Genomic DNA, 13,330 nt, shown 5'->3' with positions numbered 1-13,330 from the left:
TTCACTCCCGTTTCAACAGCAGAAAGTCGTTGACATCCAGCAGGCCGAGGATCTTCCGGATCGGGACCGGCATGGCCTGCCGCGAATCATCGTGCACGAGTTCGGCGCCGCGCACGTGAATATTTTCCCGCCGGAAGACCAGCGTGCAGCCGCCGGCGGCGAGCACGTTCCGCACCCAGTCCGCGCCGGGCCCGTAGGTCAACGCGACGACGAAATCGTCCTTCGTGCGGAAGACGTTGACCGGGGTGCGGAACTCGCGCCCGGACTTCCGTCCCTTGTGGACGACCATGGCGAACCCGGGAGCCCACCCGGCGACGTGCTTGAGGACCTGGTTGGTCGCGACGCGGTTGAAGCGGGCGACCCGCTTGGAGAGCACCATGCGCCCATGATGATCCTGCGGGAGTCAGATATCAACAGTCGATGAATTAACCGATCGGGTGACCCCGGCTCCCCGCGCGGGGGGCTCCGATGGTGGGATATGGCGCATGTCGACCGAATGGCCGCTGCGCCAGGACCCGGAAGGGCCGGTCATCATCGCGCTGGCCCTGGTGAACGACCCCGACGCGCTGGGCTTCGTCGTGCTGGACGACGAGGACGACTGGTTCATCAGCGACGGCACCGAGCTGTCCGAAGACGTGCTGGTCAACCGCGAGAACTTCGGCAAGATGTCGCTGCGCGAAGCCGTCGAACTGCTGCCGCAGCTGGGTGCCTTGGCGAGCCTCCCGACCGGGATGGCCGCCGACTGGGACCCCGAGCGCCGCACGTGGCTGCTGTCGTCGGTGACCGGCTCGGACGACGAGGACGAGGACGTCCGGCTGCTCGCCCAGCGCCGCGCGGCCTGGAAGTTCGAGGGCTCGCCGGACGACGAAGCCCAGATCAGCAGCGGCCTGACCGAGATCCCGACCGGCCCGCAGCAGCCGGTGCGCGCGGTCCGCCAGGTCGTCCGCGAGCAGGACGGCACCTGGCTGTTCGTCGGCTTCGAGGTCCCCGAGGCGGAGGACTTCGAGGTCGAGGGCCTGGAGCTGGAGCACGTGGCGAACCTGTACCCGGACGTGCGCACGGTGCTGAAGGCCGCCCCGGGTCAGGTGTACGACCGCGCGACGCCGGAGTCCGACTGGGAGCTCGTCGAGGGTTGACCGTTTTTCGGGGGTTCCGGGTGCGGAGCCCCCGGTTGTCACAGCTCGACCGGCAGGTGGAACAGCCCGCGGGTGATCGGGCTGGGCCACCAGGTGAGTTCTGCTTCGGGCACGGCGAGCCTGGCCGTCGGCAGGCGGCGGAGCAGCGTCTCGAAAGCGACGTCGGCCTGCAGCCGGGCCAGTGCCGCGCCGATGCACAGGTGCGGCCCGGCGCCGAAGGCGATGTGCCGCCGCTCCTCGGTCCGCTGCCCCGGCCGGAAGGCGTCCGGTTCCGCGAAGGCGGCGGGATCGCGGTCGGCGGCCAGCACCGAGACGAGGATCGGGTCGCCCGGCCGCATGAGCCGGCCGCCGATCTCGACGTCCTCGGTGGGGAACCGCCAGGTGGCGTTCTGCAGCGGCGCGTGCAGCCGGAGCGTCTCCTCGACGACGGCCGCACGGTGCGCGGGGTCGGTTCTTGCTTTTGCCGCTTCGCCGGGATGGGTCAGCAGCGCCAGGGCGCCGGTCGCGATCAGCCCGACGGTCGTCTCGTGGCCGCCGATGAGGATCAGGAAGGCCGTCGAGGTCACCTCGTCCGCAGAGAGTTTGCCGGTCGCCTCCTGCGCGACGAGATCGCTGATCAGATCGGTGCCCCGCGCCGCGCGCTTGGCCGCCACGACCTCGGTGACCAGGCGTTCCAGCACGTCGGTGGCTTCGCGGACCTTCGAGCCGTCGGTGTCGTCGGCGCTGTCGATGACGAGTGACCACTCGTGCACGTCGTCCCGGTACCGCTCGGGCACCCCGAGCAGATCGCAGATGATCGCGATCGGCAGCGGGTAGGCGAGGTCGGTGACCAGGTCGCCGTGCCTGCGTGCTTCGACGGCGTCGATCAGTTCGTCGGTCACCTGCTGGGCGCGTTCACGCAGGTGCTGCATCCGGCGGGGGCCGAACGCGCCGGCGCAGGCGCGTCGCAACCGGGTGTGCTCGGGCGGATCGGTGTTGATCATGTTCGACGCGAGCGACGGCCGGTGGTCGAGCGGCAGGCCCATGCCCGAGCGCTGCCACTCCGCGTTGCCGGCGGAGGGGCTCTTGACCAGGGCGGGGTGGTTGAGCGCCGTCACGGCGTCGTCGTACCGGGTGATCAGCCAGGCCCAGGTGCCGGTGGGAAAAGCGAGCCGGTGCGGCGGTCGTTCGCGCAGCCACGCGTAGGCGGGCGAGGGGTCGCGATCGAAGTCCGGACCGAACAGCGCGGGCTCTGCCATGCGTTCACCCTGCCCGCCGGACTTTCTTCGCGACAAGTGTCCCGGCGCGGCTTCGCCCGTTCGTCCTTACAGTGAGAACCGGCGATCGGCGCCGGTCAGCACCCGCGAGGAGTACCTCATGCCCAAGTACGCCGCGATCATCTACGCCACCGACATCGACCCGACCACGCCCGAGGCCACGGACATGATGAAGGACTACGACGAGTTCGGCGCGGGGGCGGCCGCGGTGATCCGCGGCGGCGCGGCGCTGTACCCGACGGCGACCGCGACGACGGTCCGCGTCACCGGCGGCAAGGGCGGCGACATCGTCACCAGCGACGGCCCGTACGCGGAGACGAAGGAAGCTCTGACCGGCTTCTACCTGCTCGAATGCGCCGACCTCGACGAGGCGGTCAAGGTGGCGGCCCGGATCCCGGGCGCCTGGGACGGCGCGATCGAGGTCCGGCCGGTCGTCGACTTCGGCAAGTGACCGGCGCCGGGGACGCGGTCGCGCGGCTGGTCCGGGACGAGGGCACCCGGGTACTGGCCACGCTGGTCCGCGTCACCGGCAGCGTCGACCTGGCCGAAGACGCGGTCCAGGACGCCGTCGTGCGCGCGCTGGAGACGTGGCCGCGCGACGGCGTCCCCGCCAACCCGCGTGGCTGGCTGCTGGTCGCGGCCCGCCACCGCGCGGTGGATGTGCTCCGCCGCGAGGCGAAGCGGCTCGGGAAGGAGGCCGTGGCGATGCCCGCGATCGACCCGTGCCCGGACCCGGTCTCGGTCCGCGACGACCTGCTGCGGCTGGTGTTCACGTGTTGCCACCCGGCGTTGTCCCTGGACGCCCAGGTGGCTTTGGCGCTTCGGACATTGGGCGGTTTGTCGACCGCGGAGGTCGCCCGGGGCCTGCTGGTGCCGGAAGCGACGATGGCGAAGCGGCTGACGCGCGCGAAGCAGAAGATCGCTACGGCTCGTATCCCGTACCGAGTGCCTGCGGCGGAGGAACTCCCTGCCCGTTTGGCCGGCGTGGCGTCGACGGTGTACCTGATCTTCAACGAGGGCTACACGGGTCGGGTTTCTCTTCTTGCGGAAGGCGTCCGCTTGGCCCGGTTGCTGGCGTCCCTCATGCCGGACGAGCCGACGGCACTGGGGCTGCTGGCCTTGGTGTTGCTGCAGGACGCCCGCCGCCCCGCGCGGTTCCGACCGGACGGCTCCCCGGTGTTGCTCTCCGCGCAGGACCGTTCGCTGTGGGACGCGGCGTTGGTCAAGGAAGGCGTCGAGCTGGTCGGCCGGGGACTGCGCCGGACGCCGTCGACGCCGAACGCATACGTGATCCAGGCGGCCATCGCGGCATGCCACGACCTCGCGCCGTCTTATGAAGAGACGAACTGGAACGCGGTGATTTCCTGGTACGACGTGCTGTTGACGGTCCAGGACACGCCAGTGGTCCGGTTGAACCGCGCGGCGGCGGTAGCGGAACGGGACGGCCCGGCCGAGGCATTGGCGCTGGTGGACGCGTTGCCGGAGTTGACGGAGTACCCGTGGTGGCACGCATCGCGGGCGGAGTTGTTGCACCGCTTGGGTTCTGAGTCGGCTCTCGGGGCGTTGGAGCGTGCGGAGGAAACCGGCTTGCCCGCGGCCCACGTGACGCATTTGCGAGCCAGAATAGAAAGCGAAAACCCCGGACAAAGCGCCCGGGGTTTCGATGAGAGCGGATGACGGGAATCGAACCCGCGTATTCAGCTTGGGAAGCTGATGTTCTACCATTGAACTACATCCGCAGTGCGTTGCCAGCATACACGCCACGGTGATCCCCTTGTCCAGCGCCCTCCCTCCTTGACTCGCGTGCGTCATGTGACAACACTTGTTGTCGACTCCGGAGGTGAGCGTCATGGACGAGCCCGAGCTGTTCCGGCAAGGCGGGTTCCGGCTGGCTCAGCGGCTGTTCATCGAGGGTGACATCCGGGGCGACGAACGCCAGGTCGCGCGGCTGCGGGAGTTCGCCCAGGTGCAGGACCGGCTCGCGGACGACGTTGTCGCCTGGATGGCGCAGCAGCCCAAGGGGCACGGGCGGAAGCTCTTCGAGGACGCGCTCAACGGTGGTGCCCAAGCGCCTGGGCCGCTCAAGGACTTCTTCGACCAGGTTGACGCCAAGCCGTACTGGGTCGATGACGAGCGGCTCGAGCGCGGTGCGAAAGCCATCACGCGGGCTGGGCTGCTGGGGCTCTTCCCGCTCGGTGACATGTCGCTGATGGGCGGCTACCTCGCCTCGCGCGCCACGAAATCGCTGGTCGGCACCGGTGAGATCGAATACAAGGCCACCAGGCGGCTCGTCGAGACCGCCGCCTGGTGGATCGACGTCACCACGCCCGGTGCCCTCAAGCACGGTGCCCGGGGGTACGCCTCCGCGCTGCGGATCCGGCTCGTGCACGCCCACGTGCGCGCCGCCATGAACCGGCGCGACGACTGGGACTACGCGGCCTGGGACCGGCCCGTCAACCAGGTGCAGACCGCCGGAACCCTGCTGCTCTTCTCGCTCGTCTACGTCTTCGGCACGCAGCTGCTCGGCCTCCGCTACTCCGCCCGCGAGCGCGGCGACATCCTGCACCTCTGGCGCTACATCGGCTGGCTCATGGGCGTCGACGACGAGCTGTTGCCCGCCGGTGAAGAGGACGCCTGGCGGCTGCTCTGGCTGCTCGCCGCCACCGAATTCATCCCGGACGACGACTCGAAGCGGCTCGCCAAGGCGCTGATCGAGGCCAACGCCGCCGTCGGTGAGGGGCGCGGGGCGGTCGGGAAGGTGCTGTCGCACGTCTCTGTCGCCGTGCACTCGTCGATCAGCCGGCTCGTGCTCGGGAAGACCAACGCCGACTTCCTCGGCCTGCCGGACGACCCCGTCGCGCAGGCCGCGATCGTCGCCGTCGCGGGGGTCAACTTCGCCGCCGAGACCGTGCGGCGGTTCATCCCCGGGGCCACCGCGCTGCAGGAACGGATCGGCCAGGCCGGCCGCCGCGGGTACGTGAAGCGGCTCGAGAAGATCTTCGCTCCCGACACGACCTACGCGCAGCACATGCGGGCCGCCTGAGCCCACCGGATAGGCTTCGGCCGTGCTGCTCAGTGACCGTGACCTCCGCAAAGAGCTCGACGCCGGCCGGCTCGGCATCGACCCCTTCGATGCCGGCATGGTCCAGCCGTCCAGCATCGACGTCCGGCTCGACCGGTTCTTCCGCGTCTTCGACAACAGCAAGTACACCCACATCGACCCGCAGCTGCAGCAGGACGAGCTGACGTCGATGGTCGAGAAGGAGGGTGAAGAGCCCTTCGTGCTGCACCCCGGCGAGTTCGTGCTCGGCTCGACGTTCGAGCTCGTCACCCTGGCCGACGACCTGGCCGGCCGCCTCGAGGGCAAGTCGTCGCTCGGCCGCCTCGGGCTGCTCACGCACTCGACCGCCGGGTTCATCGACCCCGGCTTCTCCGGGCACATCACGCTGGAGCTGTCGAACGTCGCCAACCTGCCGATCACCCTCTGGCCCGGCATGAAGATCGGCCAGCTGTGCATCTTCCGGCTGTCGAGCTCGGCCGAGCACCCGTACGGCTCGAGTGAGGCCGGATCCCGCTACCAGGGGCAGCGCGGCCCGACCCCGAGCCGGGCGTACAAGAACTTCCACCGCGTCGACACCTGGCGGTAGTGGATTCGCCCTCGGCGGGGAAAAGTACCTCGGGCGCTAAACCGCGACCTTCTCGTCCCAGTCGATGTGGTGGTTCCACATGAATGCGTTCGGGTCCTCGTCGAACGGCTTCGAGAACGCCCGCTTGATGAAGAAGTCGCGGACCGCCCGCCCGACCGGGCCGATCACCTTCTGGTCGCCGTTTCGCTTGCCGGCCGCGACCACCGCTTCGACGCGCCCGCGCCGCAAACTCTCGTAGGTGGTCAGCGCGCGCTCGACGTCCGGCACGTCGCGAAAGCATTTGCCCAGCGTGACGGCGTCTTCGATGGCCATCGAGGCGCCCTGTCCCGCCGCCGGCGAGGTCGCGTGCGCCGCGTCGCCGATGATCACCATGCGGCCGCGGTGCCAGACCGGGACCGTCGGGAAGTCGTACGTCGGCCAGGCCGGGTAGATCTCCCGCGTGGCGCGGATGATCTCGGCCGCCGGCGTCCGGTCGCGGGCCACCAGGTGCAGGAGCTCGCTGCGGAGCTTCTCCCCGGCGAGCGCAGCCAGTTCGGAAGCGGTCGGCTCGGTTCTGCGGGCGGGGTTCGCGAACCACCAGACGCGGCCGTCCGTGCTGACGACGTGGCAGAAGAACACGCGCCTGCCGAACACCATGTTCAGTACGCCCGGCTCGTCGGGCAGGTCCAGGCCTTCGGCGAACCCGCCGGTGTTCAGCAAGGGGACGTACCGCGGTGATGGCGCGTCCGGGTCGATGATCGTGCGGACCCGGGAGCGGAGGCCGTCGGCGCCGATCAGGAGGTCGCCGTCGGCCTGCGAGCCGTCGGCGAAGTTCGCTCTGACGTGCGTGTTCGTTTGGCTCGCGCCGATCAGGCGCTTGCCGTACCCGACGCGGATGCCGCGCCGCGCGGCCTCGTCGCGCAACGCGACGTAGAGGTCGGAGCGGAGGACGGTCTGGCTCACCGTGCCGTCCGGGAGGGCGTCGCCCAGGGGGAATTCGGCGAGCCGCGAGCCGTTGCCGAGCCCGATCGACATCCGCGGCGAGTCGAAGCCCGCGCTCCGGACCACGTCCTTGAGGCCCAGCGGGAGCAGCGCGTCCAAGCCGTTGACGGCCAGCGTCAGGAACGCGCCGACGCCTTCGGCGCCGCGGTCGTACGCCTCGAACAGCAGCGGCTCGTGGCCGGCCTCGTGCAGGGCGATGGCCGTGATCGTGCCCGCGACGCCGCCGCCGATGATCAGTGCCCGTGTCATGTCGTTCGTCCCATCGAATATCTTAGAAACTAATTCGTTCTGTCGAACTAAACAGTGGGCTAGGCTGATCGCCGTGTCAAGCGAGCGCACGAAACTCGTCGAAGAAGTCCTGCTCAGGTCCCGGGAGCTGTCGACGGAGACGGTCATGTTCCACACCGCGATCTCCGAGACCCGGGGGCTGTCGGCGGTGGAGGGCAAGGTCCTGGACTACCTAGCGCGGTTCGGCGCGCAGACGCCGAAGGACCTCGCGCGGCTGTCAGGGCTCGCGCCGGCGTCGGTGACGGCGATGATCGATCGGCTGGAACGCAAGGGCGTCGTCAACCGCGAACCGCACCCGGACGACCGGCGCAAGGTCCTCATCGCGCTGGACATGCGGTCCATCGCGAGCGGCGTGCACCTGTGGGACGACCTGGTCAAGGGCATGTACGAGCTCTGCGACCGCTACACCGACGACGAACTCCGGACGGTGATCGGGTTCGTCCAGGCCGCCACCGCCCTCACCCACGATTCGACGGCGAAGCTGACCGGCTCCGGCTCCGGCTCCGGCCCCGGTTCCACGAACGAGTGAGTTTGGGGGCGTAAAACCGGGTCTCGTGCCACGCTCCCAAGGTCGTCTCGGCCCCGGAGGTGGCGAGGAGTGCCCTTGCCCGAAAGATCGCGTTGCCCGATTTTCGTGCTGGTACTGGTCTTCCTGGCCGCGGCCTTCGTGCCGGCGGCGAGCGCGGCCGCCGCGCCACCGTTCGAGGTCGGCTACCACGGCGTGGTCTACGGCGACTTCGTCTACGCGGGCAACGGCGTCCTGCGCTGCCCGGTCGCCGCCGACGGCGCGCCGGCCAGTGGCACGGTCGCCACGCCGTCGGCGTGCGCGAACACCGCCGACCGCAAGGACACCCTGGCCAACGACGCGTTCTTCATGCAGTGGGCCGACGTCGACGCCGACCCGGGCACGTTCGACTCGGCGAGCGCATCGGTGGGCGTCCCGCCCGGGGCCCACGTCGTGTTCGCCCGGTTGAACTGGGCCGGGAGCACCACCTGCGGCCCGTCGGCGGTCGCGCCACCCGGGACGCCCGCGAAGCAGAACGTCCGGCTTTCCGTCGGCAGCGCGCCATCCGTGGACGTCGCGCCTTCCGGGTACGCGGAAGACGGCGGTTATTACTCGGCACACGCCGACGTGACCAGCCGGTTCGCGAAGGTTCCGTCGGTTTTCGACGTGACGGTCGGGAACGTCTGGGCGCCCAAGGGTTTCGACTGCGTCGGCGGCTGGTCCGTGGCGCTCGTCTACGCCTACCCGGAGCGCAACGCGGACTACGCGCCGAACAAGCGCAAGGTGGTCGTCTACGACGGCCACGTCCGGCAGACCGCCGGCGCCCCGGCGGCCGAGACGACGATCACCGGCTTCCGCGCGGCGGCCGCCGACGCGCACCTCGGCGTCACGGCGTACGACGGCGACTGGGGTGCGTCCGGCGACCAGTTCCTGGTCGACGGCACTCCGGCCGCCGAGCCCGCGACCGGCGGGACGTCGAACTTCTTCATCTCCAACGCCGACAACGCCGCGGCACCGGGCGCCAAGAACAACTTCAGCGTCGACGCGAAGGCGTTCAACGTCGACAGCATCCCCGCCGGCGCGACGAGCGCGAAGCTCGGCATCGTCACCAGCGGCGACGCGATCCTGGCGCAGAACCTCGCGTTTTCGGTGCCGGTGCCCGAACTCCAGATCGCCGTGCGCGCGACCCAGCCGAAAGTGCACGCGGGCGAGCCGGTGACGTTCGCCGTCGCCGTGACCAACCCGGGCGACGTCGCGGCGTCCGGTGTCGAGGTCGCCGCCCCGGCCGTCCCGGGCTGCGCCAAACCGCTCGGCACGCTCGCCCCGCACCAGACGGTCAGCTACCCGTGCACCGGAACCGCGCCGCCCGACGACTTCGCGAACACCGCGAAGGCGACCGGCACGAGCGCGCTCGGCGACGCCCTCGACGGCGTCGCGAGCGCGCCCGTCGACGTCCTGCACCCGGCACTGGGCCTGACGAAGACGGCCGACCGGCCCGCGTACCGCGCCGGCGACGTCGCGACCTTCACGATCAAGGTCACGAACACCGGTGACACGGGGCTGTCCGGCCTCCAGGTCGCCGACCCGAAGACACCTTCGTGCGCGCTCACCGGAGCGCTCGCGCCGGCCGAAAGCCGCACGACGACGTGCACCGCGAAGGCGCCGATCGCCGACGGCGTCAACACGGCGACCGCGGTGGGCACCGACGAGCTGGGCAAGCAGGTCACGGCCACCGCCGACGCGCCCGCGCCGACGATCGCGCCCGCGGTCGAGGTCACCAAGACCGCGGACCCGCCGGTGATCCACGCGGGGGACACCGTCACCTGGACGGTCGTGGTGCGCAACACCGGCGACAGCCCGCTGACCCCGGTGAAGCTCACCGACGACACGACGACGGCGTGCGCGCACACCTTCGCCGGCCTGGCCGCGGGCGCGACGCAGACGCACACGTGCACGGCGAACCCGTCCCGGACGGCGACGTCCCAGGTGACGGCGACCGGCACCGACCTGGCCGGCCGGCCCGTGACGGCCACCGCGTCGGCCACGGTCACGGTGATCACGCCGGCGCTGACGCTCACGAAGAACGCCACCCCGGGCATCGCGCGCGCCGGCGACCCGATCACGTTCACGACGACGGTCGCCAACGCCGGCGACGCCCCGCTGACCGAGGTCGGCGTGACCGACGACGTCCCGGCATGCGCCAAGGCGATCGGCGCACTGGCCCCGGGCACGACGGTCACCTACACGTGCACCGCCCCGGCCCCGGCGGACGACTTCGCCACCACGGCCACGGCCACCGGCAAGGACCAGCTCGGCCGCGCGGTGAAGGTCACCGACGACGCGGCGGTGGACGTGATCCACCCGGCGGCCAGGCTGGCCGTGCGCGCGACACCGGCCCAGGTCCGCGAGGGCGACACGGTGACGTGGACGATCACCGCGGCCAACACGGGCGACGTACCGCTCACCGAGGTCACGATCGCGGACGACCAGGTCCCGACGTGCCCGAAGCGGCTCGGCACGCTCCAGCCGCAGGCACAGCAGGAGTACACGTGCACGACGCTCGCGGGCGCGACGGGCTTCGCCAACAAGCCGACGCTGACGGCCACCGACCCGACCACCCGCCCGGTGACGGCGGCCGCCGAGGGAGCGTTCGCGGTCCAGCACCCCGCGGTCGCGCTCACGGCCCAGGCAACGGGCGGCCCGTTCCGCGAGGGCGACAAGGTGCCCTTCCGGATCACGGTGCGCAACACCGGTGACGTGCCGCTGACCGGCCTCCGAGTCGCGGACGCGCAGGTCCCGGACGCGCAGGCCCCGGGGGCGCGCGCGTTCGCCGGGCAGGCCGCGGCTCAGCCGGGTGCCGGCGGGCAGGTCGCCGAGATGCCGACCACCGGCGGGCGAGCCGCGGCCCAGTCCGGCAACGGCGCACCCACCGCACCACCCACCCAGTCACCGGCCGCCGGGTGCGCCCAGGCTGTCGATGGCACGCTCGAACCCGGCGCCACCCGGGACTTCGCCTGCACCATCACCGCCCCGGCCGACGATGTCACCCGCGGTGTCCGGGTTGTCGCCACTCCGCCGGTTGGGCCCGACGTCGCCGCCTCGGCCGAAGCCGCCGTCGATGTCATTCATCCCGCCGTTGCGATCGTCCGGACCGTCGATCCCTCCGTCGTGCGCGACAAAGACACCGTGACCTCGACCATCACCGTCACCAACTCCGGTGACAGCGCGCTGCAGGACGTCACCGTCGCCGACCCGCTCGCCGCGGACTGCGCCAAATCCCTCGGCCGGCTCGAACCGGAGGAGAAGCACACCTACCGCTGCACCCAAACCGCCGGTGACACCGACTTCACCGCCGCCGCGAAAGTCACCGGTACCGATGCCACGAATCGGCCGGTGACCGCCTCCGCCTCGGCCGGCGTCGACGTCATCCATCCCGCGATCAGCCTCACCGACGACGCCTCACCCGCACGAGTGCGACAAGGCGACACCGTCACGTTCACCCTGGTCGTCGCGAACACCGGCGATGTCCCGCTGACCGACGTGTCCCTTGTGGACAGCCGGACTCCGGCGTGCGCTCGGTCCATCGGCACCCTCCTTCCCGGCGCCCATCAGCGCCACTCCTGCAAGGTAGACGCCGGCACCGACAATTTCGTGAGCTCCGCCACCACAACAGGCACCGATCCGACGAAACGCCAGGTCAGCGCGACCGACGATGCGGGCTACACCGTCCTGCACCCGGCCCTCCAGCTCACCCAGGACGTCCACGGCGGCCCCTTCCGCCCCGGCGACGCCGTCACCTCCACCATCACCGTCGCCAACACCGGCGACGTCCCGCTGACCGCCGTGAACGTCCAGGGTGAGCCGTCCTGCGGCAAGGCCTTCGACCAGCTCGAAGCCGGTGCCAAGCAACAGTTCGACTGCGCCACGACGGCCCCCGCCGACGACGTCGTCCGCGCTGTGAAGGCGACGGCGGCCGCCCCGGTCGGCCCACCGGTCGGCGCCGGAGACGTCGACGAGATCGACGTCATCCACCCGGCCGTGAAGATCACCGCCGACGCGACGCCCACGACGGTCCGCGCCGGCGACGAAGTCACCTTCACCATCACCGCGCAGAACACCGGTGACGTCGCACTGACCGCAGTGTCCGTTGTGGACAAAGACGTGGCCGAAGGTGCGGCCAAGCGGACGACGTGCGCCACCGGGTTCGGCGCGCTGGCCGCCGGAACGGTGAAGACCTACACCTGTACCCGCAAAGCGCCCGCCGACGACTTCGGGCAAGCCGTCGAGATCACCGGAATTGATCCGACTGGTCGCACCGTGCAATCGGCCGGTGACGCAAAAGTCGACGTCGTCCACCCCGGGATCGCCGTCATGAAAGATGCGGCCCCCTACGAAGTCCGGGAGGGCGACACCGTCACCTTTTCGATCCTGGTCAAGAACACCGGCGACGTCCCGCTCGTCGACGTCGGAGTCGTCGACGACCACACGCCGTCGTGCGCACGCACCGCGGGAGAGCTGGCCGTGGACGCCGAAATCTCGTACATCTGCACAACGATCGCGGGCAAAGTTGGCTTCACGGGTAAAGCAACGGCTACCGGTCAGGATCCGACCCGGCGTCCGGTGATCGCGACAGACGAAGCAGCGTTCGTCGTCAGAATGGGCTGAATGGAGTAACGAGGAAGCGCCCGATTGCCTCGAAATCCGTGCCTGTCACCGATGGGAAATGTGACCACTGCGTTCGCAGGGTTCTCGCTGTAATTGTTCCGTGATACGTTCCTGCGCCGTGTCCCCCATTGGTGAACGTACTCACGTGGTGATCGTGTCACTCAGTGTGCTGCTCGGCGTTTTTTCCGCCGCGGCCGGCACCTGGATGGCCACCGCGGAAGGAAACACCGCCGAGCTCGGCGCCGCGGCGCTGGTCCTGCCCAACGCGCCCGCCGGTGCCGGCAGCGGCAGCGGAACCGACCTCGCCGGCGGTCAGGTCCAGACCACCACCCCCGGTCAGCCTGCCGCGCCCACGACCTCCGCTGCTCCCGCGACGTCCAGCACGGCCCCCACGCCGACCGAAACGTCCGCGCCCCCGCCCGCGACGACGTCCGAAGCTCCGCCGCCGAGCACCAAAGCCGCGGCCCGCGTTGCCCCGTCGGCCGCCGCGCAGGTCATCACGCTGGTCAACGACGAGCGGGCCAAGGCCGGCTGTGCTCCGCTGGCCGAGGAACCGCACATCACGAAGGCCGCGCAGGACTACAGCGACCAGATGTCGGCCGAGAAATTCTTCTCCCACACCAGCCCCGACGGCACCACGTTCGACCAGCGCATCAAGAACGCCGGTTACCCGAAGCCGGGCGCGGAGAACATCGCGCGCGGGCAGACGTCCGCGGCGCAGGTGATGGAGTCCTGGATGAACTCCGAGGGCCACCGCGCCAACATCCTGAACTGCACGCTCAAGAAGATCGGCGTCGGCGTCACCACCGCGGGCTGGTACTGGGTCCAGAACTTCGGCTACTGAGGTCCTGC

General features: G+C 70.4%; 11 protein-coding genes and 1 tRNA gene. 8 read left to right on the top strand and 4 right to left on the bottom strand.

The window, feature by feature from the left end; all coding sequences use genetic code 11:
* Position 1: 1 nt before the first annotated feature.
* Positions 2-379, bottom strand: coding sequence for a nitroreductase family deazaflavin-dependent oxidoreductase (locus tag ACLJQE_RS04010; RefSeq protein ID WP_410637553.1), 378 nt, complete (start codon positions 377-379; stop codon positions 2-4).
* 106 nt (positions 380-485) lie between these two features.
* Here ACLJQE_RS04010 and ACLJQE_RS04005 point away from each other — a divergent pair, with 106 nt between their 5' ends.
* Positions 486-1,136: a hypothetical protein gene (locus ACLJQE_RS04005; protein ID WP_410637552.1), complete on the top strand. Its 651-nt coding sequence runs from the start codon at positions 486-488 to the stop codon at positions 1,134-1,136.
* 38 nt (positions 1,137-1,174) lie between these two features.
* On the opposite strand, the gene ACLJQE_RS04000 is transcribed toward ACLJQE_RS04005, so the two are convergent.
* Positions 1,175-2,374, bottom strand: coding sequence for a cytochrome P450 family protein (locus tag ACLJQE_RS04000; protein WP_410637551.1), 1,200 nt, complete (start codon positions 2,372-2,374; stop codon positions 1,175-1,177).
* A 118-nt stretch (positions 2,375-2,492) separates the two neighbouring features.
* Here ACLJQE_RS04000 and ACLJQE_RS03995 point away from each other — a divergent pair, with 118 nt between their 5' ends.
* Together ACLJQE_RS03995 and ACLJQE_RS03990 are read left to right on the top strand one after the other, a co-directional pair.
* Positions 2,493-2,843 (top strand): YciI family protein, encoded by a 351-nt coding sequence (locus ACLJQE_RS03995; RefSeq protein ID WP_043787244.1) that lies wholly within the window; start codon positions 2,493-2,495, stop codon positions 2,841-2,843.
* A complete protein-coding gene (locus ACLJQE_RS03990; protein ID WP_410637549.1) occupies positions 2,840-4,069 on the top strand; it encodes an RNA polymerase sigma factor in 1,230 nt (409 codons plus the stop codon). The genes ACLJQE_RS03995 and ACLJQE_RS03990 overlap by 4 nt, the downstream gene beginning before the upstream one ends.
* On the opposite strand, the gene ACLJQE_RS03985 is transcribed toward ACLJQE_RS03990, so the two are convergent.
* Positions 4,061-4,131 (bottom strand) — tRNA-Gly (locus tag ACLJQE_RS03985). The genes ACLJQE_RS03990 and ACLJQE_RS03985 overlap by 9 nt on opposite strands.
* Positions 4,132-4,241: 110 nt before the next feature.
* On the opposite strand from ACLJQE_RS03985, the gene ACLJQE_RS03980 reads away from it, so the two are divergent.
* Both ACLJQE_RS03980 and dcd read left to right on the top strand, forming a co-directional pair.
* Complete coding sequence (locus ACLJQE_RS03980; protein WP_410637548.1) at positions 4,242-5,435, top strand: oxygenase MpaB family protein; 1,194 nt, start codon at positions 4,242-4,244, stop codon at positions 5,433-5,435.
* Between the two features lie 22 nt (positions 5,436-5,457).
* On the top strand, positions 5,458-6,039 hold the full coding sequence (gene dcd, locus ACLJQE_RS03975) for a dCTP deaminase (RefSeq protein WP_410637547.1): 582 nt from the start codon (positions 5,458-5,460) through the stop codon (positions 6,037-6,039).
* Positions 6,040-6,075: 36 nt separating this feature from the next.
* On the opposite strand, the gene ACLJQE_RS03970 is transcribed toward dcd, so the two are convergent.
* Positions 6,076-7,269, bottom strand: coding sequence for an FAD-dependent oxidoreductase (locus ACLJQE_RS03970; protein ID WP_410637546.1), 1,194 nt, complete (start codon positions 7,267-7,269; stop codon positions 6,076-6,078).
* A gap of 73 nt (positions 7,270-7,342) precedes the next feature.
* Here ACLJQE_RS03970 and ACLJQE_RS03965 point away from each other — a divergent pair, with 73 nt between their 5' ends.
* The 3 genes from ACLJQE_RS03965 (at position 7,343) to ACLJQE_RS03955 (ending at position 13,322) form a co-directional block, all read left to right on the top strand.
* Positions 7,343-7,837 (top strand): MarR family transcriptional regulator, encoded by a 495-nt coding sequence (locus ACLJQE_RS03965; protein ID WP_410637544.1) that lies wholly within the window; start codon positions 7,343-7,345, stop codon positions 7,835-7,837.
* A 105-nt stretch (positions 7,838-7,942) separates the two neighbouring features.
* Positions 7,943-12,478: a hypothetical protein gene (locus ACLJQE_RS03960; protein ID WP_410638309.1), complete on the top strand. Its 4,536-nt coding sequence runs from the start codon at positions 7,943-7,945 to the stop codon at positions 12,476-12,478.
* 145 nt (positions 12,479-12,623) lie between these two features.
* Positions 12,624-13,322 carry a CAP domain-containing protein gene (locus tag ACLJQE_RS03955; RefSeq protein WP_410637543.1) on the top strand — a complete coding sequence of 233 codons (699 nt, stop codon included), beginning with the start codon at positions 12,624-12,626 and terminating at the stop codon, positions 13,320-13,322.
* Positions 13,323-13,330: the final 8 nt, after the last annotated feature.

It is taken from the genome of Amycolatopsis sp. lyj-346, assembly GCF_046548975.1.
Classification (GTDB): Bacteria; Actinomycetota; Actinomycetes; order Mycobacteriales; family Pseudonocardiaceae; genus Amycolatopsis.
This window is presented reverse-complemented; position numbering and strand designations above follow the sequence as displayed.

Excerpts from the sequence above, each read along its gene's own strand:
- ACLJQE_RS04010 (WP_410637553.1), bottom strand. The coding sequence starts at position 379 with ATGGTGCTCTCCAAGCGGGTCGCCCGCTTCAACCGCGTCGCGACCAAC.
- ACLJQE_RS04005 (WP_410637552.1), top strand. The coding sequence starts at position 486 with ATGTCGACCGAATGGCCGCTGCGCCAGGACCCGGAAGGGCCGGTCATC.
- ACLJQE_RS04000 (WP_410637551.1), bottom strand. The coding sequence starts at position 2,374 with ATGGCAGAGCCCGCGCTGTTCGGTCCGGACTTCGATCGCGACCCCTCG.
- ACLJQE_RS03995 (WP_043787244.1), top strand. The coding sequence starts at position 2,493 with ATGCCCAAGTACGCCGCGATCATCTACGCCACCGACATCGACCCGACC.
- ACLJQE_RS03980 (WP_410637548.1), top strand. The coding sequence starts at position 4,242 with ATGGACGAGCCCGAGCTGTTCCGGCAAGGCGGGTTCCGGCTGGCTCAG.
- ACLJQE_RS03970 (WP_410637546.1), bottom strand. The coding sequence starts at position 7,269 with ATGACACGGGCACTGATCATCGGCGGCGGCGTCGCGGGCACGATCACG.